At 67.1% G+C, this 23,777-nt stretch carries 21 protein-coding genes; 8 read left to right on the forward strand and 13 right to left on the reverse strand.

What is annotated here, in order from left to right:
- The first annotated feature begins 6 nt into the window (after nucleotides 1–6).
- The 3 genes from BMZ21_RS20985 to BMZ21_RS20995 all read left to right on the forward strand — a co-directional run bounded on the left by BMZ21_RS20985 (nucleotide 7) and on the right by BMZ21_RS20995 (nucleotide 3,055).
- The gene (locus BMZ21_RS20985; protein WP_091838814.1) at nucleotides 7–945 is read left to right on the forward strand and encodes a DMT family transporter; all 939 of its coding nucleotides are present in this window, start codon (nucleotides 7–9) and stop codon (nucleotides 943–945) included.
- A gap of 6 nt (nucleotides 946–951) precedes the next feature.
- Entirely contained in the window at nucleotides 952–2,049 is a 1,098-nt protein-coding gene (argE, locus tag BMZ21_RS20990; protein WP_091838818.1) for an acetylornithine deacetylase, read from the forward strand.
- A 103-nt stretch (nucleotides 2,050–2,152) separates the two neighbouring features.
- Nucleotides 2,153–3,055: a GGDEF domain-containing protein gene (locus BMZ21_RS20995; protein WP_091838822.1), complete on the forward strand. Its 903-nt coding sequence runs from the start codon at nucleotides 2,153–2,155 to the stop codon at nucleotides 3,053–3,055.
- 61 nt (nucleotides 3,056–3,116) lie between these two features.
- Here the strand turns inward: BMZ21_RS20995 and BMZ21_RS21000 are convergent, their stop codons facing one another.
- From BMZ21_RS21000 to BMZ21_RS21010, 3 genes are all read right to left on the reverse strand, one after another.
- The gene (locus BMZ21_RS21000; RefSeq protein ID WP_091838826.1) at nucleotides 3,117–4,100 is read right to left on the reverse strand and encodes a Dyp-type peroxidase; all 984 of its coding nucleotides are present in this window, start codon (nucleotides 4,098–4,100) and stop codon (nucleotides 3,117–3,119) included.
- Between the two features lie 63 nt (nucleotides 4,101–4,163).
- On the reverse strand, nucleotides 4,164–5,792 hold the full coding sequence (locus BMZ21_RS21005) for an acyl-CoA synthetase (protein ID WP_091838831.1): 1,629 nt from the start codon (nucleotides 5,790–5,792) through the stop codon (nucleotides 4,164–4,166).
- Nucleotides 5,793–5,854: 62 nt separating this feature from the next.
- On the reverse strand, nucleotides 5,855–6,613 hold the full coding sequence (locus BMZ21_RS21010) for a sulfite exporter TauE/SafE family protein (RefSeq protein ID WP_091838836.1): 759 nt from the start codon (nucleotides 6,611–6,613) through the stop codon (nucleotides 5,855–5,857).
- A 357-nt stretch (nucleotides 6,614–6,970) separates the two neighbouring features.
- Here BMZ21_RS21010 and BMZ21_RS21015 point away from each other — a divergent pair, with 357 nt between their 5' ends.
- Complete coding sequence (locus BMZ21_RS21015) at nucleotides 6,971–8,887, forward strand: propionyl-CoA synthetase (protein WP_091838841.1); 1,917 nt, start codon at nucleotides 6,971–6,973, stop codon at nucleotides 8,885–8,887.
- Between the two features lie 2 nt (nucleotides 8,888–8,889).
- On the opposite strand, the gene BMZ21_RS21020 is transcribed toward BMZ21_RS21015, so the two are convergent.
- The 3 genes from BMZ21_RS21020 to BMZ21_RS21030 all read right to left on the reverse strand — a co-directional run bounded on the left by BMZ21_RS21020 (nucleotide 8,890) and on the right by BMZ21_RS21030 (nucleotide 11,689).
- On the reverse strand, nucleotides 8,890–9,774 hold the full coding sequence (locus BMZ21_RS21020; RefSeq protein ID WP_091838844.1) for an MBL fold metallo-hydrolase: 885 nt from the start codon (nucleotides 9,772–9,774) through the stop codon (nucleotides 8,890–8,892).
- A 37-nt stretch (nucleotides 9,775–9,811) separates the two neighbouring features.
- A complete protein-coding gene (locus BMZ21_RS21025; RefSeq protein ID WP_091838848.1) occupies nucleotides 9,812–10,549 on the reverse strand; it encodes a DUF1013 domain-containing protein in 738 nt (245 codons plus the stop codon).
- A 141-nt stretch (nucleotides 10,550–10,690) separates the two neighbouring features.
- The gene (locus BMZ21_RS21030) at nucleotides 10,691–11,689 is read right to left on the reverse strand and encodes an NAD(P)H-quinone oxidoreductase (protein WP_091838852.1); all 999 of its coding nucleotides are present in this window, start codon (nucleotides 11,687–11,689) and stop codon (nucleotides 10,691–10,693) included.
- Between the two features lie 79 nt (nucleotides 11,690–11,768).
- Between BMZ21_RS21030 and BMZ21_RS21035 the strand changes: the two genes are divergently transcribed.
- The 3 genes from BMZ21_RS21035 to rcdA all read left to right on the forward strand — a co-directional run bounded on the left by BMZ21_RS21035 (nucleotide 11,769) and on the right by rcdA (nucleotide 13,451).
- Complete coding sequence (locus tag BMZ21_RS21035; RefSeq protein WP_091839418.1) at nucleotides 11,769–11,966, forward strand: DUF1192 domain-containing protein; 198 nt, start codon at nucleotides 11,769–11,771, stop codon at nucleotides 11,964–11,966.
- A gap of 297 nt (nucleotides 11,967–12,263) precedes the next feature.
- Nucleotides 12,264–12,560 carry a hypothetical protein gene (locus BMZ21_RS21040; RefSeq protein WP_091838857.1) on the forward strand — a complete coding sequence of 99 codons (297 nt, stop codon included), beginning with the start codon at nucleotides 12,264–12,266 and terminating at the stop codon, nucleotides 12,558–12,560.
- Between the two features lie 363 nt (nucleotides 12,561–12,923).
- Nucleotides 12,924–13,451: a protease adaptor protein RcdA gene (rcdA, locus tag BMZ21_RS21045; RefSeq protein ID WP_091838862.1), complete on the forward strand. Its 528-nt coding sequence runs from the start codon at nucleotides 12,924–12,926 to the stop codon at nucleotides 13,449–13,451.
- A 219-nt stretch (nucleotides 13,452–13,670) separates the two neighbouring features.
- Here the strand turns inward: rcdA and rpmE are convergent, their stop codons facing one another.
- Nucleotides 13,671–13,904, reverse strand: coding sequence for a 50S ribosomal protein L31 (gene rpmE / locus BMZ21_RS21050; RefSeq protein WP_091839422.1), 234 nt, complete (start codon nucleotides 13,902–13,904; stop codon nucleotides 13,671–13,673).
- A 144-nt stretch (nucleotides 13,905–14,048) separates the two neighbouring features.
- On the opposite strand from rpmE, the gene BMZ21_RS21055 reads away from it, so the two are divergent.
- Complete coding sequence (locus tag BMZ21_RS21055; RefSeq protein WP_091838867.1) at nucleotides 14,049–15,827, forward strand: ABC transporter transmembrane domain-containing protein; 1,779 nt, start codon at nucleotides 14,049–14,051, stop codon at nucleotides 15,825–15,827.
- A gap of 93 nt (nucleotides 15,828–15,920) precedes the next feature.
- Here BMZ21_RS21055 and BMZ21_RS21060 read toward each other — a convergent pair whose 3' ends face one another.
- From BMZ21_RS21060 to BMZ21_RS21085, 6 genes are all read right to left on the reverse strand, one after another.
- A complete protein-coding gene (locus BMZ21_RS21060; RefSeq protein WP_091838870.1) occupies nucleotides 15,921–17,675 on the reverse strand; it encodes an ankyrin repeat domain-containing protein in 1,755 nt (584 codons plus the stop codon).
- A gap of 350 nt (nucleotides 17,676–18,025) precedes the next feature.
- Nucleotides 18,026–19,216 (reverse strand): ABC transporter substrate-binding protein, encoded by a 1,191-nt coding sequence (locus BMZ21_RS21065; protein WP_091838874.1) that lies wholly within the window; start codon nucleotides 19,214–19,216, stop codon nucleotides 18,026–18,028.
- Nucleotides 19,217–19,253: 37 nt separating this feature from the next.
- A complete protein-coding gene (locus BMZ21_RS21070; protein WP_091838878.1) occupies nucleotides 19,254–20,276 on the reverse strand; it encodes an N-acetylglucosamine-6-phosphate deacetylase in 1,023 nt (340 codons plus the stop codon).
- Nucleotides 20,277–20,283: 7 nt separating this feature from the next.
- Nucleotides 20,284–21,027, reverse strand: coding sequence for a glucosamine-6-phosphate deaminase (locus BMZ21_RS21075; RefSeq protein ID WP_091838883.1), 744 nt, complete (start codon nucleotides 21,025–21,027; stop codon nucleotides 20,284–20,286).
- A gap of 168 nt (nucleotides 21,028–21,195) precedes the next feature.
- Nucleotides 21,196–22,614: a peptidoglycan-binding domain-containing protein gene (locus BMZ21_RS21080; protein WP_091838887.1), complete on the reverse strand. Its 1,419-nt coding sequence runs from the start codon at nucleotides 22,612–22,614 to the stop codon at nucleotides 21,196–21,198.
- A gap of 127 nt (nucleotides 22,615–22,741) precedes the next feature.
- On the reverse strand, nucleotides 22,742–23,761 hold the full coding sequence (locus BMZ21_RS21085; protein WP_091838892.1) for a peptidoglycan -binding protein: 1,020 nt from the start codon (nucleotides 23,759–23,761) through the stop codon (nucleotides 22,742–22,744).
- Nucleotides 23,762–23,777: the final 16 nt, after the last annotated feature.

Raw genomic sequence — 23,777 nt, forward strand, 5'->3', positions numbered from 1 at the left:
CCGGCCATGTCCACGCTGCTGAAAGGGCTCTGGGGGCGTCCGCTCCTGCTTCTCTGGCTGCCGCCATTGTTCTGGGCCGGCAATCTCGTGCTCGGGCGCGCATTGGGGCCGAGCTTTCCGCCGGTTTCGCTCGCCGTCGGGCGCTGGCTCGTGGCGCTGGCCTGCCTTGCTCCGTTCATTGGCCGGCAAGCCTGGCGGGAGCGGGCGTTGCTGCGGCGGCACCTTGCCCTGATCGCCGCCTGCGGCGCCTTCGGCATCGCCGGCTACAACGCGCTCGGATATCTTGCCTTGCGGACGACGCCGGCCGCCAGCGTCGCTTTCCTGAACTCGACCCTGCCGCTGATGGTGCCGCTCGCGGCTTTCGCGCTCGGTGTCGAGCGTGTCTCCGGCCGGACCCTCGCCGGCATCGCGCTGTCCTTCACCGGCGTGGTCTGGATCGTCGCGCGCGGCGACCTGCAACAGCTCGGGGGATTGCACGCCGATGGCGGCGAGCTTCTGGTGCTGATCGCCGTCGCCAACTACGCGATCTATTCCGTCCTGCTGCGGCGCAAGCCGACAAGCTTGAGCCCGCTCGTCTTCCTGGCCGCGACGATGGCGGCGGGCCTGCTGGTGCTCGCGCCGTTCTGGGCGTTCGAATTGGCGCAAGGCGCGCACATCCCGACCGATGCGGGCTCGGTTGCGGCGGTTCTCTATATCGGCGTGTTCGCCTCGCTGATCGCCTTCATCCTCTGGGGGCACTGCGTCGCGACGCTGGGGCCCAGCGTCACCGGCGTCTCGTTCCATCTGGTCGCGCTGTTCACGGCGCTGCTCGCGGTCGCGGTCCTGGGCGAGCCGGTGCGTGGCTTCCATCTCGTCGGCATGGCGCTGATCCTTGCCGGCTTCTTCCTCGCGACGGGAAAGTGGACAGGCGCCCGGCTGCAGCCGGCACGGCAGCGGGGCGCTTAGGCCGGCATGGATACCGCCGAGATCCTACGCAGGCTCGTCGCCGTCGACACAACATCGCGGCGCTCCAATCTCGACCTGGTCCACTGGACCGCTGACTATCTTGCGGGTGCGGGCGCGCGGATACGCCTGATCAGCGACGCGTCGGGCGAGAAGGCCAACATCCTGGCGACGATCGGTCCCGAAATATCGGGCGGAATCGTCCTCTCCGGGCATACCGATGTCGTTCCGGTCGACGATCAGGACTGGGTGAGCGACCCGTTCTCGCTCGCGAGCCGGGACGGGCGACTGCACGGCCGCGGCGCCGTCGACATGAAAGGCTTCGTCGCGGCCTGTCTCGCAGCCGTCCCGGGCTGGCGGGCCAGGGAGCTGCGGCGGCCGATCCATCTGGCTCTGTCCTATGACGAGGAGGTCGGCTGCCTTGGCGTGCCCTCGCTGATCGCCGACATGCTGGCGCATTGCCCGCGCCCGGCACTCGCCATCATCGGCGAGCCGACGCAGATGCGCATCGGGCTCAGCCATCGCGGCTTCTACGGCTATCGCAGCGTCTTCCGTGGCCGCGCCGCCCATTCGAGCGACCCGTGCCGCGGCGTTAGCGCGATCGAGCCGGCGGCGGCATTCGTCGCAGCGCTCGCCGGCTTCGGGAAGCAAGATGCTCAGGCGCTGACCACCGTCAACGTCGGCAGGATTACCGGAGGCAGCGCCATCAACATCGTTCCCGAACGCTGCGAGGTCGTCTGGGAGTTCCGGCCGCCCGACGAAACTGCCGTGGGCTTCGTCCTCGCCGAGATGGAGGGTTTCGTGGCGGGACTGCCTCCGGGTGTGAGTGTCGAGACGATGCCGCTGGCGCGGGTGCTGCCGCTCGATTGCGCAGTGGTTAGTCCGGCTGTAGCGGTGGCGCGCGAGCTCGGCGGGCTGTGGCCGCCGCTTGCGATGCCGTTCGGGACCGAAGCCGGCTTCTTCCAGCAGGCGGGCATCCCGGCCCTGGTCTGCGGTCCCGGCTCGATCGCGCAGGCACACCAGCCGAACGAGTGGATCGCGATTGCCGAGCTGGATGCCGCGGATCGCTTCCTCGCGCGTGTCGGCGCCTGGGCTGCCGCACCTTGAGGTGAACAACGGTCGGCAGAAGGCATCATGCCGTTTTCGACGACCCGATTTTACCTGCCGCTAAAGACTCCAGCGTAACGTTCGAGGCCGAAATGCGGTGCGTATGGCGGTGTTCGACGACATCATCGACAGTCTCTTCGAGACCAGCGGCACGCTCGTCGCGCTGTTCGATCCGCAGGACATCCTGCGGCGATCGAATGCGGCCTTTCGCGATGCCTACGGCCTAGCCGAGGACGAGACCCTCAGCTGGGCGCAGATCGTGCGGCGCAATTTCGAGCAGCGCCGCGGCGTCGCCTTCACGACCGACGATTTCGAGCACTGGCTGACCTCGGCCCGCTCTCGCCGAGGGAAAATCCCGTACCGCGCCTTCGAGACCGATATCACCGATGGGCGCTGGCTGTGGATGACCGAGACGGTGTCGCCCGCCGGCTGGATGCTCTGCATCGCTTCGGACATCACCGAGCTGCGAACCGGCGAGCGCAGCTTGCGGCAGGACCGGGACAGTGCGCGCAAGGCTTCGCAGACGGACGAGCTGACAGGCATCTCGAACCGGCGTCACTGCATGAGCGTGCTGCAGGAGACGGTGGCAAAGGCGAACAAGAATGGGGCTGGCGAGGCTTGCGCGGTGCTGCTCGACATCGATCGATTCAAGCAGATCAACGACAGTTTCGGGCACCAATTCGGTGACGCGGTCCTGATCGACTTCGCCACCAGCGTGCAGAGGAATTTGCGCCCCGCCGACAGCTTCGGCCGCGTTGGTGGGGAAGAGTTCATGCTGGTGCTGCCGCAACTCGGGCCCGCAGCTGCCGAACTCCTGATCGAGCGGCTGTTCAAGCAGGTCGGACGGCCTGGCTGCCTGCCGTCGCAGCCCAATTTCCACTATTCGTTCTCTGCCGGCCTGACGCTGATCAGGCCCGGCGATACGCCGGCGGAAGTCTACCGCAGGGCCGACGCTGCCCTTTACGAAGCCAAGATGGGTGGGCGCGGCCGGCAAATGTCAGCTTGATCGGAGCATTTTCCGGCGAAGCGGGTCTCAGGCGAACAGGACGCCGTATCATCGAGCCCGGTTAGGATGCGCCAAGCTTCGCCTGTGCGGCCTGCACCAGCGCTTCCAGGGTCGGTCGCGTCGGAGCGAAGAAGGTCGTGCCGGTGTGCGGCCTCGAGAAATCCAGCAGCCGGTCGTAGGCGCCCGGCGGAACGCCGACATACATGCGCTGCAACATCGTCTCGATCACCCAGAGGTGGCGCGTATAGCCGATGAAATAGGTGCCGAACTCGCGCTGGCCGGGCCGGCCGAACGGCATGTTGTCGCGCAGGATGTCGTGCTCGTTGCCGTCGGCATCGACGATCGTGGCCAGCGACTTGTGTGATTTGCGCGGCGCGTCGTCGTCGTCGATCTCGACATTGTCGATCTTGGTGCGCCCGATGATCGCTTCCTGGAGCGGCGTCGGAACCTCCGCCCAGGCCTTGAGATCGTGAAGGTATTTCTGGATGACGACGTAGCTGCCGCCGGCAAAATCGGCATCCTCGTCGCCGACCAGCGCCGATGCCGGCAGGGCGAGGCCGGTGGGATTGGCGGTGCCGTCGACGAAGCCCAGGAGGTCGCGCGCATCGAAATAGCGAAAGCCCGAGACCTCGTCGACGACCGTGACGCTGTCGCCGAGGCTGTCGAGCAGCAGGCGCTCGAACTCGAAGCAGAGATCGGGGCGTTCCGAGCGGATATGGAAAAGCAGGTCGCCCGGCGTCGAAGGGGCGTCGTGGACCGGGCCCGCGATCGGTGTGAAGGGCTTGAGCTCCCGCGGCAACCTGCCAGGGTCGAGACGGTTCCACAGGCCGTGGCCGATGCCGACGATACAGGACAGGCGAGCACCAAGGTCGCGAAATCCGACGGTCTTGACGAGATCGTCGAGGCCGTCGAGCGCCGCGCATGCCTTTGTCAGCGCGGCTTGCTCGCCTCCGACAGTGACCACGAGAAAGACGGCGGCGCGCGACAGGGGCGCGTCGATGCTCTGCGCCTCGATCGGCACCCTGTCCCAGCTCCTGCCCGTCATCGCGGCTGCTCCAAATCGCTTCAGAAAGAACTGCGGACATCCGACGGTTATGTTACCGCCCGTTCACAGAGCCCGCGCCATCTCGCGCAGCTTGAATTTCTGGATTTTGCCGGTCGAGGTCTTCGGCACCTCGACGAAGACCACGGTCCGCGGGCATTTGAACGAGGCGAGCAGGGTCTTGCACCAGGCGATGATCTCGTCCTGCGTGGCTGTCTGCCCCGGCTTCAGCTCGACGAAGGCGCAGGGGGTTTCGCCCCATTTCTCGTCGGGGCGAGCGACGACGGCGGCGGCCTGCACCGCCGGATGCTTGTAGAGCGCGTCCTCGACCTCGATCGAGGAGATGTTCTCGCCGCCGGAGATGATGATGTCCTTGGAACGGTCCTTGAGCTGGATGTAGCCGTCGGGATGCATCACGCCGAGATCGCCGGAATGGAACCAGCCGCCCTCGAAGGCGGCCTTGGTTGATTTAGGGTTCTTGAGATAGCCCTTCATCACGACATTGCCGCGGAACATGACCTCGCCCAGCGTCTCGCCGTCATGCGGCACGCGTTGCATCGTCTCGGGATCGAGCACGTCGAGCCCTTCCAGCGCCGGATAGCGCACGCCCTGGCGCGCCTTCAGCGCCGCCTGCTCGCCGCCCGGCAGCGCGTCCCAGGCGCCGTTCCATTCGTTGACCACGGCGGGACCGTAGACTTCCGTCAGTCCATAGAGATGGACGACGTTGAAGCCGGCCTGCGCCATGCCGGCGAGCACAGCCTCGGGCGGCGGCGCGGCGGCTGTGAAGAAGTTGACCTTCTGCGGGAAGCTGCGGCGCTCGGCATCGGGCGCGTTGAGCAGCGTCGACATCACGATCGGCGCGCCGCACATATGAGTGACGCCATGGTCGGCCAGCGCATCGTACATCGCCTTGGCCCGGACCTGGCGCAGGCAGACATGGGTGCCGGCGAGCAGCGAGATCGTCCAGGGGAAGCACCAGCCGTTGCAGTGGAACATCGGCAGGGTCCAGAGATAGACAGGGTGCCGACCCATGCCGCCGGTGAGCACGTTCGAGGTCGCGAGCAGGTTGGCGCCGCGATGGTGGTAGACCACGCCCTTGGGATCGCCGGTGGTGCCGGAGGTGTAGTTCAGCGCGATCGCGTCCCACTCATCCGACGGCATGACCCAGTCGAAATCGGGATCGCCCTGCGCGAGGAAATCCTCGTATTCGACGCTGCCGAGGCGCTCGCCCGGGCCGTCATAGACCGGGTCGTCATAGTCGATGACCAGCGGCTTCGCCTTGCAGAGGGAGAGCGCCTCCTTGACCGTCCCAGAGAACTCGCGGTCGGCGATCAGCACCTTGGCCTCGCCATGGTCGAGCGAGAAGGCGATGATCGCGGCGTCGAGGCGGGTGTTGAGGGTGTTGAGGACGGCGCCGCACATCGGCACGCCGTAATGGCATTCGAGCATGGCCGGAGTATTGGGCAGCATCGCCGCGACCGTGTCGTTCTTGCCGATGCCGTGCTGCTTCAGCGCCGAGGCGAGCCGGCGGGTGCGGGCATAGAGCTCGGCATAAGTCCGCCTCAGCGGCCCGTGGATGACGGCGACATGGTCAGGGAAGACGCTGGCGGCGCGCTCGAGGAAGGGCAGCGGCGAGAGCGGCTGGAAGTTCGCCGGGTTGCGATCGAGATCGGTGTCGTAAGGTGAGAGCGGCATGGCGTTCGGCGTTCCCGGCGGTTGTTGCCGGACAGCCTAGAAGCGCGCTTCGCCTCCGGCAATCAGCCGAAGAGCGGACGCAGGCCGTCGAAGACCAGTTTCACGCCGACGGCGATCAGCAGCCAGTAGATGATGGTGTAGAAGCGCTCGGCCGGGACGCGCCGGACCAGCCAGACGCCGGCGATGGTCGAGAGGATCGCGACAGGCGCGAGCGCTGCCGAAGCCATCAGGTTCTGGTGGCTGAACTGGCCGAGGACGAAATAGGGCAGCACCTTGATCCAGTTCATCAGCGCGAAGAACAGCGCGCCGGTGCCGACGAAAACCGCCGGCGGCAGGCGCTGCGGCATCACATAAATCTGGAAGGGCGGCCCGCCGGCATGGGCGATCATGCTGGTGAAGCCGCAGATCGCGCCCCAGAGCGTGCCGGCCGCATAGTTCGCCCTCGTCACCGGGAGGGCCGCGGTCTTGCCGGCGAGGAGGCGGCGCAGCGCAAAGCCGATCGAGATCACCCCGACAGCGAGGCCGACGACGGCATCGGAGACCTTGGCCGCCAGGAGATAGCCGGCGAGCACGCCGAGCAGCATGCCGGGGATCAGCGTCGCGAGGTTGCGGCGATCGAAGTCCCGGCGATAGGACCAGACGGTGACGACGTCCTGGATGATCAGGATCGGCAGCATGATCGCCGCCGCCTGCACGGGCGAGACGATCAGCGCCATCAGCGGCAGCGAGAGCAGGCTGAGGCCCGCAAAGCCGCCCTTGGACAGCCCCATCAGGATGACGGCCGGCACCATGACGGCGAAGAAGGTGAGGTCGAAGGTCATGTCGGGTCTAAGATCTCGTTTGACACCAGTTCAGCCCTCATCCTGAGGAGGTCGCGCAGCGGCCGTCTCGAAGGATGCTCCAGGAGGCTCCGGAACCAGCTGGAGCATCCTTCGAGACGCGATCCCTCGGATCGCTCCTCAGGATGAGGGCTGAGTTTCCAAGCCGTCTCTAAGGTCATGGCCTCGGCAGGGGTGGGATGTGCAGCGCAGCCCATGCGGCTGCGCTGAAAGTCTGAGATCGCGGTGCTTGCACGCAAGCGGCGGACATGGTCACGATCCCGCGCCAAATCCGGCCCGCAGACGGCCAGCCCGGAGCTCAGCTCTAGGCTCAATACCCGGCAAAGAGGAACGCTTTTCATGACTGCCAGCCATGCAAGCCGCTATGCTGAGACCTATGCCGCCTGGCAGCGGGACCCTGAGGGCTATTGGGCGCAGATCGCCAAGGGCATCGAATGGATCAAGCCGCCGCAGCAGATCTTCGATGCGAGCGCCGGCATCTATGGCCGCTGGTTCCCCGATGCGAGCTGCAACACCTGCTTCAACGCGCTCGACAGACATGTCCGCGACGGGCGGGCCGAGCAGACGGCGCTGATCTACGACAGCCCGGTCACCGGCACCAAGCAGCGTTTCACCTACGCCCAGATGCTCGACGAGGTTTCAACGCTTGCCGCCGTGCTGCAGGACCTGGGCGTCGGCAAGGGCGACCGCGTCATCCTCTACATGCCGATGATCCCGGAGGCGGCCTTCGCCATGCTGGCCTGCGCCCGGATCGGCGCGGTTCATTCGGTGGTGTTCGGCGGATTCGCTGCCAAGGAGCTGGCGACCCGCATCGACGACGCGACGCCGAAGCTGATCATGACCGCGACCTGCGGCATCGAGCCGACGCGCGTGGTCGAATACAAGCCGCTGCTCGATGCGGCGATCGATCTCGCGACGCATAAGCCAAATGCCTGCATCGTCTTGCAGCGGCCGCAGGTCGACGCCTCCATGCATGTCAGCCGCGACAAGAACTGGCGCACGCTCGTCGCCGCTGCGCGGGCAAACGGCCGCAAGGCCGACTGCGTCGAGGTCGCCGCGACCGACCCGCTCTATGTGCTCTACACCTCCGGAACCACCGGCAGGCCCAAGGGCGTGGTCCGCGACAATGGCGGGCACATGGTCATGCTGGTCGCGACCATGACCCAGCTCTACGACGTCAGGCCCGGCGAGGTGATGTTCACCGCCTCCGATGTCGGCTGGGTCGTCGGCCACAGCTACATCGTCTACGGACCGCTGATCCAGGGCGCGACCTCGGTCCTTTATGAGGGCAAGCCGGTCGGCACGCCCGATCCCGGCGCGTTCTGGCGGGTGATCGCCGAGCACAAGGCGGTGGCGATGTTCACCGCGCCGACTGCCTTCCGGGCGATCCGCAAGGAGGATCCGCAGGCGACCTACCTCAAGAATTACGACCTCTCGCAGTTCCGCACGCTCTTCCTCGCCGGCGAGCGCGCCGATCCCGATACGCTGAAATGGGCGGAGGATGTGCTCGGGGTGCCCGTGGTCGACCATTGGTGGCAGACCGAGACCGGCGCCTGCATGGTCGGCAACCCGGTGGGACTGGGATTGCTGCCGATCAAGCACGGCTCGCCGAGCGTGCCGTTGCCGGGCTACGATATCCAGTGCCTCGACGAGGGCGGCCGGCCGGTGCCGGCGGGAACGATGGGTGCGATCGTGGCGAAGCTGCCGCTGCCCCCCGGCGCATTGCCGACGCTGTGGCAGGACGACGAGCGCTTCCGCAGCGCCTATCTCGAGACCTATCCCGGCTTCTACAATACGTCCGATGCCGGCTTCATCGACGAGGACGGCTATGTCTTCATCATGGGCCGCACCGACGACATCATCAACGTCGCCGGCCACCGGCTCTCGACCGGCGGTATGGAGGAGGTATTGGCCTCGCATCCGGCCGTGGCCGAATGCGCCGTGGTCGGGATCAAGGACGCGCTCAAGGGCGAGCAGCCCTGCGGCTTCGTCGTGATGAAGGCCGGGGTAACGCAGTCGCCGGCCGAGGTCGAGAAGGAGCTGGTCGGGCTGGTGCGCGACAAGATCGGCCCCGTCGCCGCCTTCAAGCTGGCGATCACCGTGGCGCGCCTGCCGAAGACCCGCTCCGGCAAGATCCTGCGCGCGACGATGAAGAAGATCGCCGATGGCGAGGAGTATGCGATGCCGGCGACGATCGAGGATCCGGCTGTGCTGGGCGAGATCGGGACCGCGCTGAAGGGCAGGGGGCTGGGCTAAGCTCAGAACCCGATCGCGGCGCCGTTCCAGCGCAGCAGCCGCGCCGGCAATTCCAGCCGCATCAGATCCTCGCCGACGACCAGCGGTCCGGCATAGCCGCCGGCCCGGACCTCGGCGAAGAGCGCCGCGGTGTCGGCCCCCGGCGGGACGAGATGGGTCAGCGCCAGCGCCTTTACGCCGGCACGCCGGGCGAGGCCGGCCACGACCGCCGGGGTCATGTGATAGCTCTGCACCGACGCAACCGTTTCGGCCGAACGCACACCGGCGGTCACCGGCATCTGGCTGTCGATGAAGACCTCGCAGACCAGGAGATCGCAGCCATCAGCGGCCTGTTCGAGCGATGGCGTCAGGCGGGTGTCGCCGGAGAAGACGATGCGGCTGCCATTGGCCGAGAGGCTGAGCCCGAAGGCTGGCTCGACCGGCTTGTGGTCGACGAGGAAGGCTTCGACCGCAAGGGTGCCGAGGCCGGCGACCGGGCCTTGCTGCAACTCCTCGAACACGACCTCCAGGCCGGTCGCATCCGGACGCTTCTCGAAGGCGATGCGCAAGGCGCGCTCGCGGGCGAAGGCCTCGTACTGGCCGCGCATATTGGCGAGCGCCGGCTCGGGCGCGAGCACGCGCCAGGGCCGCTTGCGGCCCTGATGCCAGGACGAGACGATCAGCTGGTAGAAATCGACCAGATGGTCGGAATGCTCATGGGTGACGATCAGCGCGTCGATCTGTGCCCCGGCATGGCCGGCGGCGACGAGGCGCTGGCTGACGCCCGAGCCGCAATCGATAAGAAGCTTGCTGCCGCCCGCCTCGACCAGATGGGCAGGGCCGGCGCGGCGCAGGCTGACGGGCGGTGCGCCGCTGCCGAGAAAGGTGAAGGCGAGGTCCGTCGTCATCGTCGCTCGCCTCCGATCCTAATCCGGCCGGCCGGACTCAGTAGCCGCCGTCGTCATCCTCGTCGTCAGCCGGGCGCTTGAGCTGCTTCAGCTTGGCGAAGACCGAATCGACGTCGATCTTCTCCTCGTCCTGGCGCTTCGGCCGGCTCATGTCGGCGAAGGGCTGCGAGGACGGCGCCGGCTCGGGCGCGGTGGTCTCCTCGGCCGGGAGCAGGGTCGAGCCGGTGTTCTGCAGGACCATCGCCGGACGCTCCTTGGCGGCGCGGGCCACTTCGAAGTCGAGGTCGATCTGCGAGGTCAGGCCGAGGCTGACCGGGTCGATCGGCTGCAGCTGCTGGGTGTTCCAGTGCGTGCGGTCGCGGATCTGGGCGATCGTCGTTTTGGTCGTGCCGATCAGGCGGATGATCTGCGCGTCCTTGAGCTCGGGATGGTTGCGCAGCAGCCAGAGGATCGCGTTCGGGCGGTCCTGGCGCTTCGAGACCGGGGTATAGCGCGGGCCCTTGGTGCGCTTGATCTCCGGCACCTTGACCTTGCGCTCGGCGAGCTTGAGCTGGTGCGCCGGGTTCTTGGCGGCGCGCTCGAGCTCCTCGCGGGTGAGCTGGCCGGAAGTGATCGGGTCGAGGCCCTTGATGCCGGCGGCGACTTCGCCATCGGCGATGCCACGGACTTCGAGCGGATGCAGTTTGCAGAACTCGGCGATCTGCTCGAAGGTCAGCGAGGTGTTCTCGACCAGCCAGACCGCAGTGGCTTTCGGCATCAGCGGCGTTTGTGACACGGGCCGTCTCCTGGAATGTCGCGGGCAATAGCTCTCGGGCGCCGACCGGCCGCCCCGGCCGGTCATCCAAATCATCGACGATGAGGAGGATAGGCCGCCTTATAGGCAAAGCCGGGAAGGCTGTCCAATCAATCCGATCGCTCAGATCGTCAGCACGATCTTGCCGATATGGGCGTTGCTCTCCATCAGCCGGTGGGCTTCTGCGGCCTGTGCCAGCGGGAAGCGGGCGTGGATCACCGGCTTGCAGCGCCCTTCGGTCAGCAGCGGCCAGACCTTCGCTTCCAGCTCGCGCGCGATTCCCGCCTTCTCGGCAATGGTGCGCGGGCGCAGGGTCGAGCCGGTATGGGTCAGCCGCTTCATCATCAGGCGGCGGAAATCGACCTCGGCCTTGGGCCCGTTGAGGAAGGCGATCTGGACGATGCGGCCGCTCTCCGCGGCGGCGTCGTAATTGCGGTTGATGTAATCGCCGCCGACCATATCGAGGATCAGGTCGACGCCGCGTCCGCCGGTCGCGGCCTTCGCCGCCGCGACGAAATCCTCAGTGCGGTAGTTGATGGCGTGGTCGGCGCCGAGGTCACGGCAGGCGGCGCATTTTTCGTCCGATCCTGCGGTCGCCAGAACGGTCGCGCCAAAAGCCTTGGCGAGCTGGATCGCGGTGGTGCCGATACCCGAAGTGCCGCCATGCACCATGAAGCTCTCGCCCTTCTTCAGCCCGCCGCGCTGGAAGACATTGGTCCAGACGGTGAAATAGGTCTCCGGGAGGGCGCCGGCCTCCTCCAGCGACAGCCCGGACGGAATCGGCAGGGCATTGTCCTCGTGGACCACGGCATATTGCGCATAGCCGCCGCCGGCGACGAGCGCGCAGACCTGATCGCCGACCTGGTAGCGCGAGACGCCTTCGCCGAGCGCGACGATCCGGCCGGCGATCTCCAGCCCGGGGATGTCGGACGCGCCGGGCGGCGGGGCATAGCCGCCGAGGCGCTGCAGCACGTCGGGCCGGTTGACGCCGGCGACCGCGACATGGACGAGGAGCTGGCCAGGACCGGGCTGCGGCACCGGGCGCTGCTGGGCTTTGAGCACATCCGGGCCGCCGGGGGCATCGAAGCCGATGGCGGTCATCATCGCGGGCAGGGCAGTCATGCAGTGTCTCCTCGCCTGTGGTCTCGGCGTTCGCGTCCGATTAAGCTCCCGCGCTCCGAGGATGCAAGGCGAGGCTATGATGGCTGGATTTCTCGACGACGACCGCCCCGCGCCGAAGCGGGCCCATGAGATCGGGCAGGACCTGTCGCAACTCGCGGTCGCCGAACTCAGCGAGCGGATCACGCTTCTGGAAGCGGAGATCGAGCGGCTGAAGGAAGCGCGCGAGAAGAAGTCGGCCTCGCGTTCGGCCGCCGACGCCTTCTTCAAGAAGGCTTGAGGCGAAACCGCGGCGGTCAACAGGGTTGGTCGGTTGGGCAGCAATTTGTGCGAGATTGAGTCCTTCCTGCCACGCGACAAGATGCGCCAGCAGATGAACGGATATTCATCTTCGCTGTGCGTGGCGAAACGCCTATCCTGAGGACGTGGACAGAAGGCGGCCGAATGCCGCCCGCCCTTGCCGACGCAATGTCGCGGCCGGGGTCGCTTCCGACAATGACAGCAGGTGGAAACGCGCGGAGAGACGGCTGGGTGCCGTCCCCGATCGCGTGCCCGCCTTTCGACAGGAGACAAGACGATGCGCTTCGTCGCACTCGCCACGGCCTTGCTCGCCGCAGCACCCGCCATCGCCGTCGAGGACACTGCCAGGATCGGGCTGCGCGAGGATGGCGGCAAGCCGCTCGCCGCTTTCCAGCTCCGTTGGCCGCAGACCATTGTGACCATGCAGGCACCGGTCACGGTGCTCGGCGGCCACAGCATCGAGATCCGGCGCGAGATCGCGCCCAGCGTCAGCCTGGGAGGGACCTATCGCTATTCGCTCGGCGAGCGCTTCGTCAGCGAGCGCTTCGGCCTGAAGCTGACGGTGACGCGCTGAGGTTCTGCAATGCGTCAGTATCGTTCGAATTTGTCGCGTTTTCGGGCGGCGTTAACGGCCGCTTAACGATTCCAAAGTATGAATCGCATCATCCAGTTTGTCTGGATGTCGAGTGGCTCCTGCCCACTCTGTTTGACGCCTCCCTGTTGACCTTCGAGCCGCCCTCAAGGCGGCTCTTTTTTTGGTCTGGTGCCCGGATTCTCGGGCAGGGCAAGGCGTCGCCGGGCCGGACCATCGCACCGTTAACCTTAATGAGACGTTACCGCGGCGCCGACAGAGTGATGGCGTTATCCTTGCGATGTCCCGGCCAGTCAGGCGTCGCGTCTCTCGATCGCGCGCCACTGTGCCGATTGGAGACAAGGGATGACCGATTTGACGATGCTGAGGCCCGAGGCCGACGATGGCGCGATCCCGTTTGCGCGCAGCTTCGTCAAGTCCGAGGCGTTCATGCAGCTGTTCCGCGAGGGGATGGGTTTGGTCGAGGCCACCGCCTCCTACCTCGACGGCGAGGGGCGGGCCGAATCGGCCGCTCTGCAGCGCGAGGTCTCGCTGACCTATGCGACCGAGAGTATGCGCCTGACGACGCGGCTGATGCAGATCGCCTCCTGGCTGCTGGTGCAGCGCGCCGTCGCCGAGGGAGAGATGAGCGCCGAGCAGGCGCGCAGCGAGCACAACAAGGTGCGTATCGCTGAGCCGATGCTGCAGCCGAGCAGCGCCGAGGCGGCGCGTCTGCCGCAGCGCCTGCGCGATCTCGTGGCCCACTCGATCCGCCTGCAGGAGCGTATCCGCAATCTCGACCAGCAGATGTCGGGCGCTGTCCGCCCCGCGCCGGCAAATCCGGTGCGCGGCCAGATCGAGAGCCTGCAGGCCCGGCTCGGCCTGCTGCGCTGACAAGGGCGCGTCATGCTCAGGCTTGCGCCGAGCATCTCAGGCCGGAGGGGGCTCCGATAGAGCCTTCTCGTTATAGGATTCTCGGGTCTGCGCTGCGCCTCGCTCGAGAACGACGGCAAGTCTGACCGCGGCGTATCGTCGCCGCCAATGCAAAAAGCCCGGCCGCGAGGCCGGGCTTCTCTATTTGGCTCTCGGGCCAGAAGGCCCGGAAAACACAAATTACTTCTTGCCGAGGGTGCCCAGCGCGCCGAAACGCGAGTTGAAGCGCGAGACGCGGCCGCCACGGTCCAGCATGTGCTGGGTGCCGCCGGTCCAGGCCGGGTGGGTCTTCGGGTCGATGTCGAGGTTGAGGGTGTCGCCCTCCTTGCCCAGCGTCGAACGCGTGAAGTATTCGGTGCCATCGGTCATGACGACCTTGATGGTGTGGTAGTCGGGATGAATGCCGGTCTTCATGGCGAAATCCTCAATTCGAAAAGCTGGCGGCCGGAACTCGGCGCGCATCGCCGGCTCTTCGAACAATTCGTATGAGCCTGTTGTGAAGTGGGCTGCCCATAGCGCAGCCGCGGCGACGGTGCAAGCTTTTCGGGATAGGTAAGCGTGGCGAACGAGATCAAGGAAGACCAGAAGGCGCGGCCGGATTTCAGCGCGCTGCGCTCGTTCTGGCCCTATGCGCTGGCGCAGAAGCAGCGGATCGCCTTTGCGCTGGTCGCGTTGATCGTCGCCTCGGTCGCGACGCTCGCGCTACCCATGGCGGTCCGGCGTGTCATCGATGTCGGCTTTTCCGGCGGTGAGCAGCAGCTGGCGAACTCCTATTTCGCGATCCTGATCGGCGTCGTCGCCGTTCTGGCGCTGGCGAGCTCGTTTCGCTTCTACCTGGTGATGACGGTGGGCGAGCGTGTCGTCTCGCAATTGCGCTCCGACGTCTTCGCCCATTTGACCAAGCTCGAGCCGGCCTTCTTCGACGCCAGCCGGGCCGGCGACCTGGTCTCGCGCCTGACCGCCGATACCACGCAGATCAAGTCGACCTTCGCTTCGACCGCCTCGATCGCCTTGCGCAACGGCATCATGTTCCTCGGCGCTCTGGCGCTGATGGTCGCGACCAGCCCGCAGCTCTCGGCGATCGTGATCGGCGCGATCCCGCTCGTCGTGCTGCCGCTCGTCTTCTCCGGCCGCAGCGTGCGCAAGCGCGCCCGCGCCGCGCAGGACCGGCTCGCCGATGCCTCCGCCTTCGCCTCGGAGGCGATCGGCGCGATCCGGACCATGCAGTCCTTCGGCGCCGAGCGCGCGACGACGCAGCGTTTCCAGGGGGCTTCGGACGGTGCCTATGAGGCCTCGCGCGATGCGACGCGCTCGCGCGCCTGGCTCTCCGGCATCGCGATCTTCCTGGTCTCGGCCAGCGTCGTGCTGGTGCTCTGGGTCGGCGCGACCGAGGTCTTCGCCGGGCGGATGAGCGGTGGGCGCCTGTCGCAGTTCGTACTCTATGCCGTGCTGGCGGCAAGCTCGCTCGGCCAGCTCTCGGAGGTCTATGGCGACATCTCGGCTGCCGCCGGCGCGGCCGGACGGCTCGGTGAGATCCTCGCGACCAAGCCGGCGATCGCTGCGCCGCCGCACCCGAAGGCGTTGCCGACACCGCCAGTCGGCGCGCTGTCCTTCGAAGGCGTCTCCTTCCGCTATCCCGGCCGCAGCAACCTCGCGCTCGCCGATCTCGATCTGGCGATCAAGCCGGGCGAGCGGGTCGCGCTGGTCGGTCCGTCCGGCGCCGGCAAGAGCACGGTTCTGCAATTGGCGCTGCGCTTCTACGATCCCTTCGCCGGCCGCGTCGTCGTCGACGGCGTCGCCGGGCCGGAGGCCGACCCCACCGACTGGCGCAGCCGCTTTGCGCTGGTTCCGCAGGAGCCGACCGTGTTCGGCGTCTCCGTCGCCGACAACATCGCCTATGGCCGTCCCGGAGCGCGCCGGGCCGAGATCGAGGACGCGGCACAACTCGCCGCCGCCGACGGCTTCATCCGGGCGTTGCCCGAGGGCTACGACACCATCATCGGCGAGCGCGGCGTCACCTTGTCCGGCGGCCAGCGCCAGCGCCTGGCCATCGCGCGGGCCGTGCTGAAGGACGCGCCGATCCTGCTGCTCGACGAAGCGACCTCGGCGCTCGATTCGGAAAGCGAGCGCGCCGTGCAGGATGCACTCGACCGCCTGATGCAGGGGCGCACGACGCTCGTCGTCGCCCACCGCCTTGCGACGATCCTCTCCGCCGACCGCATCCTGGTGATGGAAGACGGGCGCGTGGTCGAGGAAGGCACGCACGCCGCCCTCGTCGCCAAGGGTGGGCTCTATGCGCGCCTCGCTGCGCTCCAGTTCGGGCTGGAGGCGGCTTAGCCTCCTTCTCCCCTCGGGGGAGAAGGTCCCGGCAGGGGGATGAGGGCGGGCCGACTGGGTTGACGAGAAAGGGCCGCTTGCGCAGTCCTTCCCTCATCCGTCAGCGCTTCGCGCTGCCACCTTCTCCCCCAAGGGGAGAAGGGAAGTCTCCAGCAGCGCCGCCGCATCCAGAAGTCCCCGCTTGCGCGCGGCCTGCGCCGGCGTCATCCCTTCGGCGTTCCGCACAGCCGGGTCGGCCCCCGCCGCCAGCAGGAACTCGACGAGATCGCAGGCGCTGGTGTCGTTGTCGGGCAGGCAGAACAGTGGAGGTTCGCCCGAGCGCGCCGGCGCATTGGCGAGTGCCGGCTCCTCCGCGAAGAGCGCCTCCAGCCGCTCGATCTCGGCGGCCTGGCACAAGGCTTCGACATCGCGACTGCGTGAGGCCAGATAGATCTGCGCGGCGCTGGCACCCTGATGCCGCGCCCAGCCGAGTGGAGTCGAGCCGTAGCGGCGCTCGATCGGATCGATCTCGGCGCCCGCCTCGACCAGGAGCGCGACGATCTCGATCGCATCGCTCCCCGCCGCATCATGCAAGGCGCGAACGCCGTCCTGCGTCTCGGCATCCGGCGAGACGCCGAGGCGCAAGGCAAGAGCTGCGATCTCCGACTTGCCCTGCCGGATCGCGACGAAGAGCGGCGCCGGGCTGAGCAGGAACTCCTGATTGCCCGTGAGCAGCCGGCTCGCTTCGGCCTCATCGCCGCGTGCGACCGCAGCGGTGAAAGCCTCCTGCCCATCGAGCGCGACCGGGCTTGCGCCATTGTCGACGAGCAGGCGGACGAGATCGCTGCGACCGTCAAGCATGGCCTGCTTGACCAGGCTCTGTTTCGAATAGGCGTTGAGCGCCTGCGCATTGGCGCCATGGGCGAGGAGCCAGGCGGCCCGCTTCGGCTGGCGCGGTACGGCGTTGCCGAGCAGGTAGTCGAGCGGCGGCGCCGGCAGTTCGCGGACGGGCTCATGCCAGCGCCGGGTCTCGCCGCGCTTCTCCGTCTCGTTCCAGAGCAGGTCGAGCCAGGTGATGTCGTCGGCGCCGAGCGAGGAGTTGTAGAGCGCCTGGCCATTCAAGGCGTCGGCGCCACGAGCGATCAGGAGCCGCGCCAGCGCCTCGGCCTGCGGATGCGGGGGCTGGTTGTTCTCGCCGCCGCCGATGACGCCGGTGAGCGGCGTGAAGTGGTTGGTGCCGTCGCTGAACAGCGCGTTCGGATCGGCGCCATGGTCGAACAGGAGCTGGGCGATCGCGACGGCGTTGTCTGACTGCGCTTCGTTCGGCAGGCGGGTGAAGGCGAGGCGGATCAGCGGCGTCCAGCCGTCGAACTCGCTTGGCGTGTCCGCGAGCTTGGCATCCTTGCTGAGCCAGGCGCTGACGGCAGCGAGATCATGCGCGGCGACGGCGGCGTGGACGCTGTCACGAGCGATCTCGGGATGGCGTTCGAGCAGGCGCTGCGCCAGCGCGCCACGCGCCAGTCGGTCGGCTTCGTATTCGCCCCAGCTTTGCGTACCCGGCCTGACGCCATAGCGCAGCGCCGATTTCTCCAGGAACAGCGCGACGAGCGCGGCATGGCCGCGCGCCGCGGCCTCGCGCGCGATGAGTTCCTGTTTCAGCGCCGCCCAGTTCGCCAGCCCGTAGTCGCGGGCGAGGGCATGCTGGACCTCGCGCAGCTTCGGCACGGCGGCATGGTTTGGGATCAGCTTGCGGAAGCGGACAATGGCCTCTGCATCGCCGGCCTCGATCTCCTTCAGCCAGCGCTTGGCCTGGCGGCGGATCGTTTTGAGGGTCGAACGGGGCGTGATTTCGCGGGTCGCGTCAGACATGGATCTTCCTTCCGGGATCAGCCTGATGTCCGCTCGACAGGCCGGAAGAAAGCGATGATGCGATGTCGTCGCTTGATATGTGGGTGGGAGCAGGCTCCCTTGCCGCGGACTGGTGGCGCCCCACGCGCTCTGCGGCGATGAAAAGCGCAGGGGGGCGGGGAAGTCAATCGGCATTGATGCCGGCCGCGACGCCTCTTCCTTCTCCCGGATGGGAGAAGGTGGCGCGGAGCGCCGGATGAGGGCCTGCCTTGTCGGCAGGGGGCGCAACGGAACCGTAGTGCCTTTACAATCGGCGGCGGTCCCTCACCCCTGCCCCTCTCCCATCCGGGAGAGGGGTTTTGCGCGGAGCTTCACTTCGCCCGCTTCGCCCCCACCAGCTCATCCCACTTGCGGAAGGCGACCACCATCTTGTCGGGCTTCAGCGGCAGTTCGATCGGGTTGTTGGCGATGAGATCGGCATATTCCGGCCGGCCGAACTCGGCGATGACCTTCTGGCTCGATTCCGGCGCCAGCGAGAGCGGCACGTTCTTCACCGCCGGGCCGGGATAGAGATAGCCCTCGTCATAGGAATAGGCCTGCATCTTCGGCGTCAGCACATGCGCCATGATGTCGAGGACCACCGCGAGTCGGTCGTTCGGCAGGCCCTTGGGCACGCACATGAAGAAGGCGTCCGAGACCCAGTGGAAACCCTTCAGCGTCTGGATCCGGGCTTCCTTCGGCACGATGCCGAGCGCGCGGGGATTGATGTCCCAGCCGGTGGTCGAGATGATGATGTCGCGCGAGCCGTCGCCGAACTCCTTCATCGTCGCGCCTGTGCCGGCCGGATAGTACTCGATGTACTGGCCGAGCTCCTGCAGATAGGCCCAGGTCTTGTCCCAGCCGCCGACGGGGTCCTGCGGGTCCTTGTCGCCGAGGAGGTAGGGCAGTCCCATCATGAAGGTGCGGCCCGGGCCGGAATTGGTCGGGCGGGCATACATGAACTTGTTCGGATTGGCCTTGGCCCAGGCGAGCAGTTCCTCGGCCGTGGTCGGCACATTCTTGACCCGGTCCGGCATGTATTCGAGCAGCGGGCCGGAGGGGTAGTAGTTGACGACGACGCCGAAGCCGTCGCCCTGCGCCTTGTGCAGGTTGAGCGCGGCCGGCTCGTAATTGGCCTCGATGTTCGGGAACTTGTCGGCAAAGTCGGGCAGGATCTTCTGCCAGAGCTTCTGCTCGAGGCCGGCGGCGAGGCCGTCGCTGCCGGTCAGGATCAGGTCGAGATCGACCTTGCCGGCATCCTGCTGGGCCTTGAGCTTGCTGGCGAGCTCGGGGGCAGGGGCCTTCACGAAGGCGATGCGCGAGACCAGCTTGGGATTTGCGGTGCGATAGTCCTCGAAAGCCTTCTGCATCAGCGCCAGCGCACCGCCGACGTCCATGACGCTGATCACGACCGGGCTGGTCGGCAGCGGCGGCGAGGCGGCGAGCGCCGGCCCGCTCGCTGCGAGCGCGCCGAGACCGCCGAGCACGGTGCGGCGGTCGATACCCTCAGGATAGTTGGTCATTGCCTTCCCCTCTTGTTGTCGCGCCGTTCGGCGGCGCTCATGCGTCGTAGTGGCGTTCCTGGTCGGCGAGGCGGACGCGCCTGACGAAGAGTTCATCCGACCACTCGACCTCGCACTCCGCAAGCACGAGGCCATGCGCCGCGAGCGCCGGCCGGATCGCGGCAAGCGCATGGTCGGAGGCCATGGCGAAGGCCTGAGCGGGTGTCGCGATGCCCCAGGAGACGACATTGCGGACGGCTTCATCCAGGCAGAGGGCCGAGCCGGAGAGCAGGCCCGCCTCCTGCCGCACCGAGCCATCCGGCATGCGATCGACCGCCATGCCGGCGAAATGATAGCGGCCGATCGGCGCCGCGGCCGCGACCACCGCATCGGTGACCAGAATCGAGCGCTCTAGGCCCTTGGCCCGGATCAGCGCAGCGAGCGCCTTCGGATGGACATGGATGCCGTCGGCGATGAAGCCGGCCATCAATCGGTCCTCGGCGAGCTGGGCGAAGATCGGATTGGCGAGCTTGTGCAAGCTCTGCGGCAGGCCATTGCCGAGATGGGTCGAGAGCGACAGGCCTACATCGGCCGCAGCAGAGACCTGATCGAAATCGGCCGCTGAATGCCCGACGGCGACGATCTTGCCGGCCTCGGCCAGGCTCTTCGTCAGCCTGATGGCGCCCTCGCGCTCGGGGGCAAGCGTCACCATCAGGATCGGCCGCGACAGGCCACGCTCGACCTCGGCGATCAGCTCGGGCCTCGCCGCGGTCATCGCCTGCGGCGGATGGCAGCCATGGTAGCCCGGCGCCGGGTTCAGGAACGGGCCTTCGAGATGATAGCCCGGGCACATCAGGGGCCCGAGCCGGCTCTCGGCGACGGCTTTGTCCAACGCCTGAAAACGCTCGACCAGCTCGTGCGGATGGGCGGTGATGATCGTCGGCAGGCAATGCGTCACGCCGGTCGCGAGCATCGCCTCCAGTGCCCGGTCGAGATCGGCAGGAGTGATCGCCGGGTCGTTGAAGTCGACGCCGGCGAAACCGTTGATCTGGAGATCGACGAGGCCGGGCGAGACGGGCATTTGCGCCTCAGCCCTTCTTCAGCAGCGAGGCGGCCGGCGGATCGAGGAACAGCACCGTATTGGGATGGCGCTGCAGGATCGAGGCCGGATGGAGCGGCGTGATCTCGCCTTCGAGCGCATCCTTCACTGCCTGCGCCTTGCGGGCATCCGGCACCGACAGCACGATCAGCTCGCTCTTCAGGATCTGGCGGATGCTCATCGAGATCGCCTGCTCCGGTACCGCTTCGAGGCTTTCGAACCAGCCTTCGCCGAATTGCTGGTTGCGGCAGGCCTCGTCGAGCGTGACGACGATGTAGGGCTCCTCGGTCTCGAAATCGGCCGGCGGGTCGTTGAAGGCGAGGTGGCAGTTCTCGCCGAAGCCGGCGAAGCAGAGATCGATGCGGCGCCCGCCGATCAGTGCATTGAGACGCTTCGTCTCGGCGGCGGGATCGCCCTCGCCATTGACCGGAACGAAGGCCGGCTTGACGGGGAGCGGAGCGAGGAAGCGCTCTTTCAGATAACCGCGGAAGCTCGCCGGATGGCTTTCCGGAAGGCCGACATATTCGTCGAGATGGAAGGCGGTGACCTTCGACCAGTCGATGCCCTCGGCCACGACGAGGTTCTGTAGCATCTCGAACTGGCTCGCGCCGGTGGCGACGATGATCGTCGCCTCGCCATGGCGGGCGATGGCGGCGCGGATTGCCTCGGCGCCGAGTGCCGCCGCCTGCTTGCCGAGTTCGTTCTTGTCGGGGGTGATGCGGATATCGATCATGCTGCTCCTGGCGGGCTCGGCCTTGAGTGGCGGTATACTACCATACCAGAAGCCAGCCTAGGACGAGGGTGAGCTGGCGCCCATATTGCAGGAGCATGGTGCTGCGCAGCTTTCGGATCGGCCCGGCGCAGACCCCGGGCTCGGGCTGCGACGCGAGCCGTCCTCATGTCAGCCCGGATTGCACAGGTCGATATCGACGAAGTCCATCGCCGGCCCCATGCCCTCGATCACCTCGTACATCAGGTTGCCGATCTGGGTCGAATGCTCGTGGGCGCCCATGGCGTGACACATCTCGTGGGCGAGGGCGATGATGAGCTTCTTCTGGTCGTCGCCGTAGTTCTGCATGAAAACGCGGTCGTGATAGGTGACCGCCACCGTGCGCTCACCCTTCAGACGCCACATGAAGTAGACGACCTTGCTGCGGTTGCCCTTGAGGCGATCGAACTCGTTGTCGAACACCCGCTGCTTCCCGCCCGCGAAGTGGAACACCGCGTCGCTTCCCATTTCAGCCGCGACGCGCTGGCCTGCATCGAACGGGTCGCCGAGGTCCTCGTCGACCGCGAACGGCATCGAACCGTGATAGGCGATATCGATATTGCACCACGATTTGAAGAAGCGCGTCAGCGAGGCCATGGCGGTCTGGACATCGCTCTCGCTGTATTGGCTGCGATTCTTCCTGGCGTCGGTGACGAAGACTGCACGGGCGTGGACAGAGATGGCGCCCTTGACGCTGAGCAGCGCGTCCCGGGCAAGAACTTCCTCCCAGCTTTCGCCGTCGGCGCGGAGCATCAGGACTCCGGTGCCGGCGCTTACCCCGGTCACCGTGATGTCCCTGACCCCGGGGCCGGCGGGGATCGTGACCACCGAGTCGACCGGCGCCGCAGGCGCGCCGTCGATCGCGACGGTGACATTGGCCGGCACACGCAGGCGCGTTCTCGCGCCGTATGTCATCGCGGTGATCGTGCGCGTGCCGTGCAGCGGGACCATCTGGTAGTTGACGCCGGCCAGGACCGAGGCGCCGCCCTCGCCGCGGCCACTGCCGACGCCGACCATCAGCTTGGGTTTTTCCGCATTCGCCGCGACCGGCGCGGTTATGCGCTGCCGGTTCGAGCCCGCTACGATCGCAGACGGATCCTCCGCAGCGCTCGCCACGAAACCGCCCGCTCCCCGCATGTCGGCCTGCCGACGGGCGATGGCGAGCATCCGGCGGCCCTGGAGCGGTGAGCAATTGGGCGAGGCACAGCGCGACGTGCCGCTCGAGATGCCCTTGACTTCCAGGGCCTTCATTTCCTCGTCGAGGGCAGCGATCGTCATCTTGCCGACGATCGCGTCCTCCTTGGACTGGTAGCTGCGGTTGATGATCTTGCGCTTCTGCTTGAAAGCGAGGACGGCCCGTTCGGTCGAGGCTCCGTAGATGCGGCCGCGCCACTCGGCCGGATCGATCACTGCATCGTCCAGGGCAGCCAATGCAGCCTGGATCTTGCCGACATGGACGCCCTTGGCGCCGCGCAGGATATGCGAGGCGTCGCGAACGGCGCACTGCTCCAGCGCCTGATTGCCGGCGAAGAGAAAGGATTTGAGGGCCACCACACGTCTCCAGGTTACGCGGCCGCTCATCAGGACCGATGCCGCCGGTTGCCGCATCATCCGTTTCGTGTAGGCCGCGAAGTTCGGGGCGCGGCGACGGAGTCGCGTACACCGCCAAGCCTGCGGTTCACCGTTCGGTGATCTTGAACTCGATCCTGCGGTTGCGGCGCCAGGCGTCGTCATTGTTGGCGACGTCGAGCGGCTGGAACTCGCCGAAGCCGGTCGCGGCGATACGGTCGGCGGGAATGCCCTTGCTGACGAGGTATTCGACCACGGCGACGGCGCGCGCGGTCGACAGGCTCCAGTTCGACGGGAATTGCTGCGAGCGGATCGGCCGGTTGTCGGTATGGCCGTCGACGCGCAGGATCCAGGGCAGGTCCGGAGGCATCTCGCGGGCGAGATCGGCGATGATCGCCCCGAGCTTGTCGAGCTCGCCGCGGCCTTCCGGCTTCAGCACGGCCTGGCCGGCGTCGAAGAACACCTCGGACTGGAAGACGAAGCGGTCGCCGACGACACGGATGTCGGGCCTTGTGCCGAGCACCTGGCGCAGGCGACCGAAGAAGTCGGAGCGATAGCGTGCCAGCTCCTGCACGCGCTGGGCCAGCGCGACGTTGAGGCGCGAGCCGAGCTCGGAGATGCGCGCCTGCGATTCCTTGTCCTTGGCCTCGGCGGCGCCGATCGCCTCCTCCAGTGCCGCGAGCTGGCGACGCATGGCGACGATCTGCTGGTTGACCAGCTCGACCGTGGCCTGCGCCTTGGCGGAAAGCTGCTTCTCGGCGTCGAGCGCCTTCTGCGTCTCGGCGAGCTGGGTCGGCGCGTTGGTGCGGGCGGCGCCGTCGAGCAGGCCCTGGACGCGGGCGCGCTCGGCCTGCTCGCTAGCGAGCGAGGACTGCAGCAAGGCGAGCGAATCCTTCGCCTCCTTGCCGCTCGAACGCTCGAGGGCGAGCAGGTCGCTGAGCTCGGAGATCTGGCGGTTAAGCCGGTCGAGCACTGTGTCGCGGCCGGAAATCTCCTGCGACAGGAAGAACTGGCCGAGGACGAAGACCGAGAGCAGGAAGACGATGCCGATCAGCATCGTCGAGAGCGCGTCGACGAAGCCCGGCCAGAAATTGACCTCTTCCCGGCGATGCGAGCGCGACAGGGCCATTGGCTCCGATACTCCT

Source organism: Allobosea lupini, assembly GCF_900109525.1.
GTDB classification, from domain to species: domain Bacteria; phylum Pseudomonadota; class Alphaproteobacteria; order Rhizobiales; family Beijerinckiaceae; genus Allobosea; species Allobosea lupini.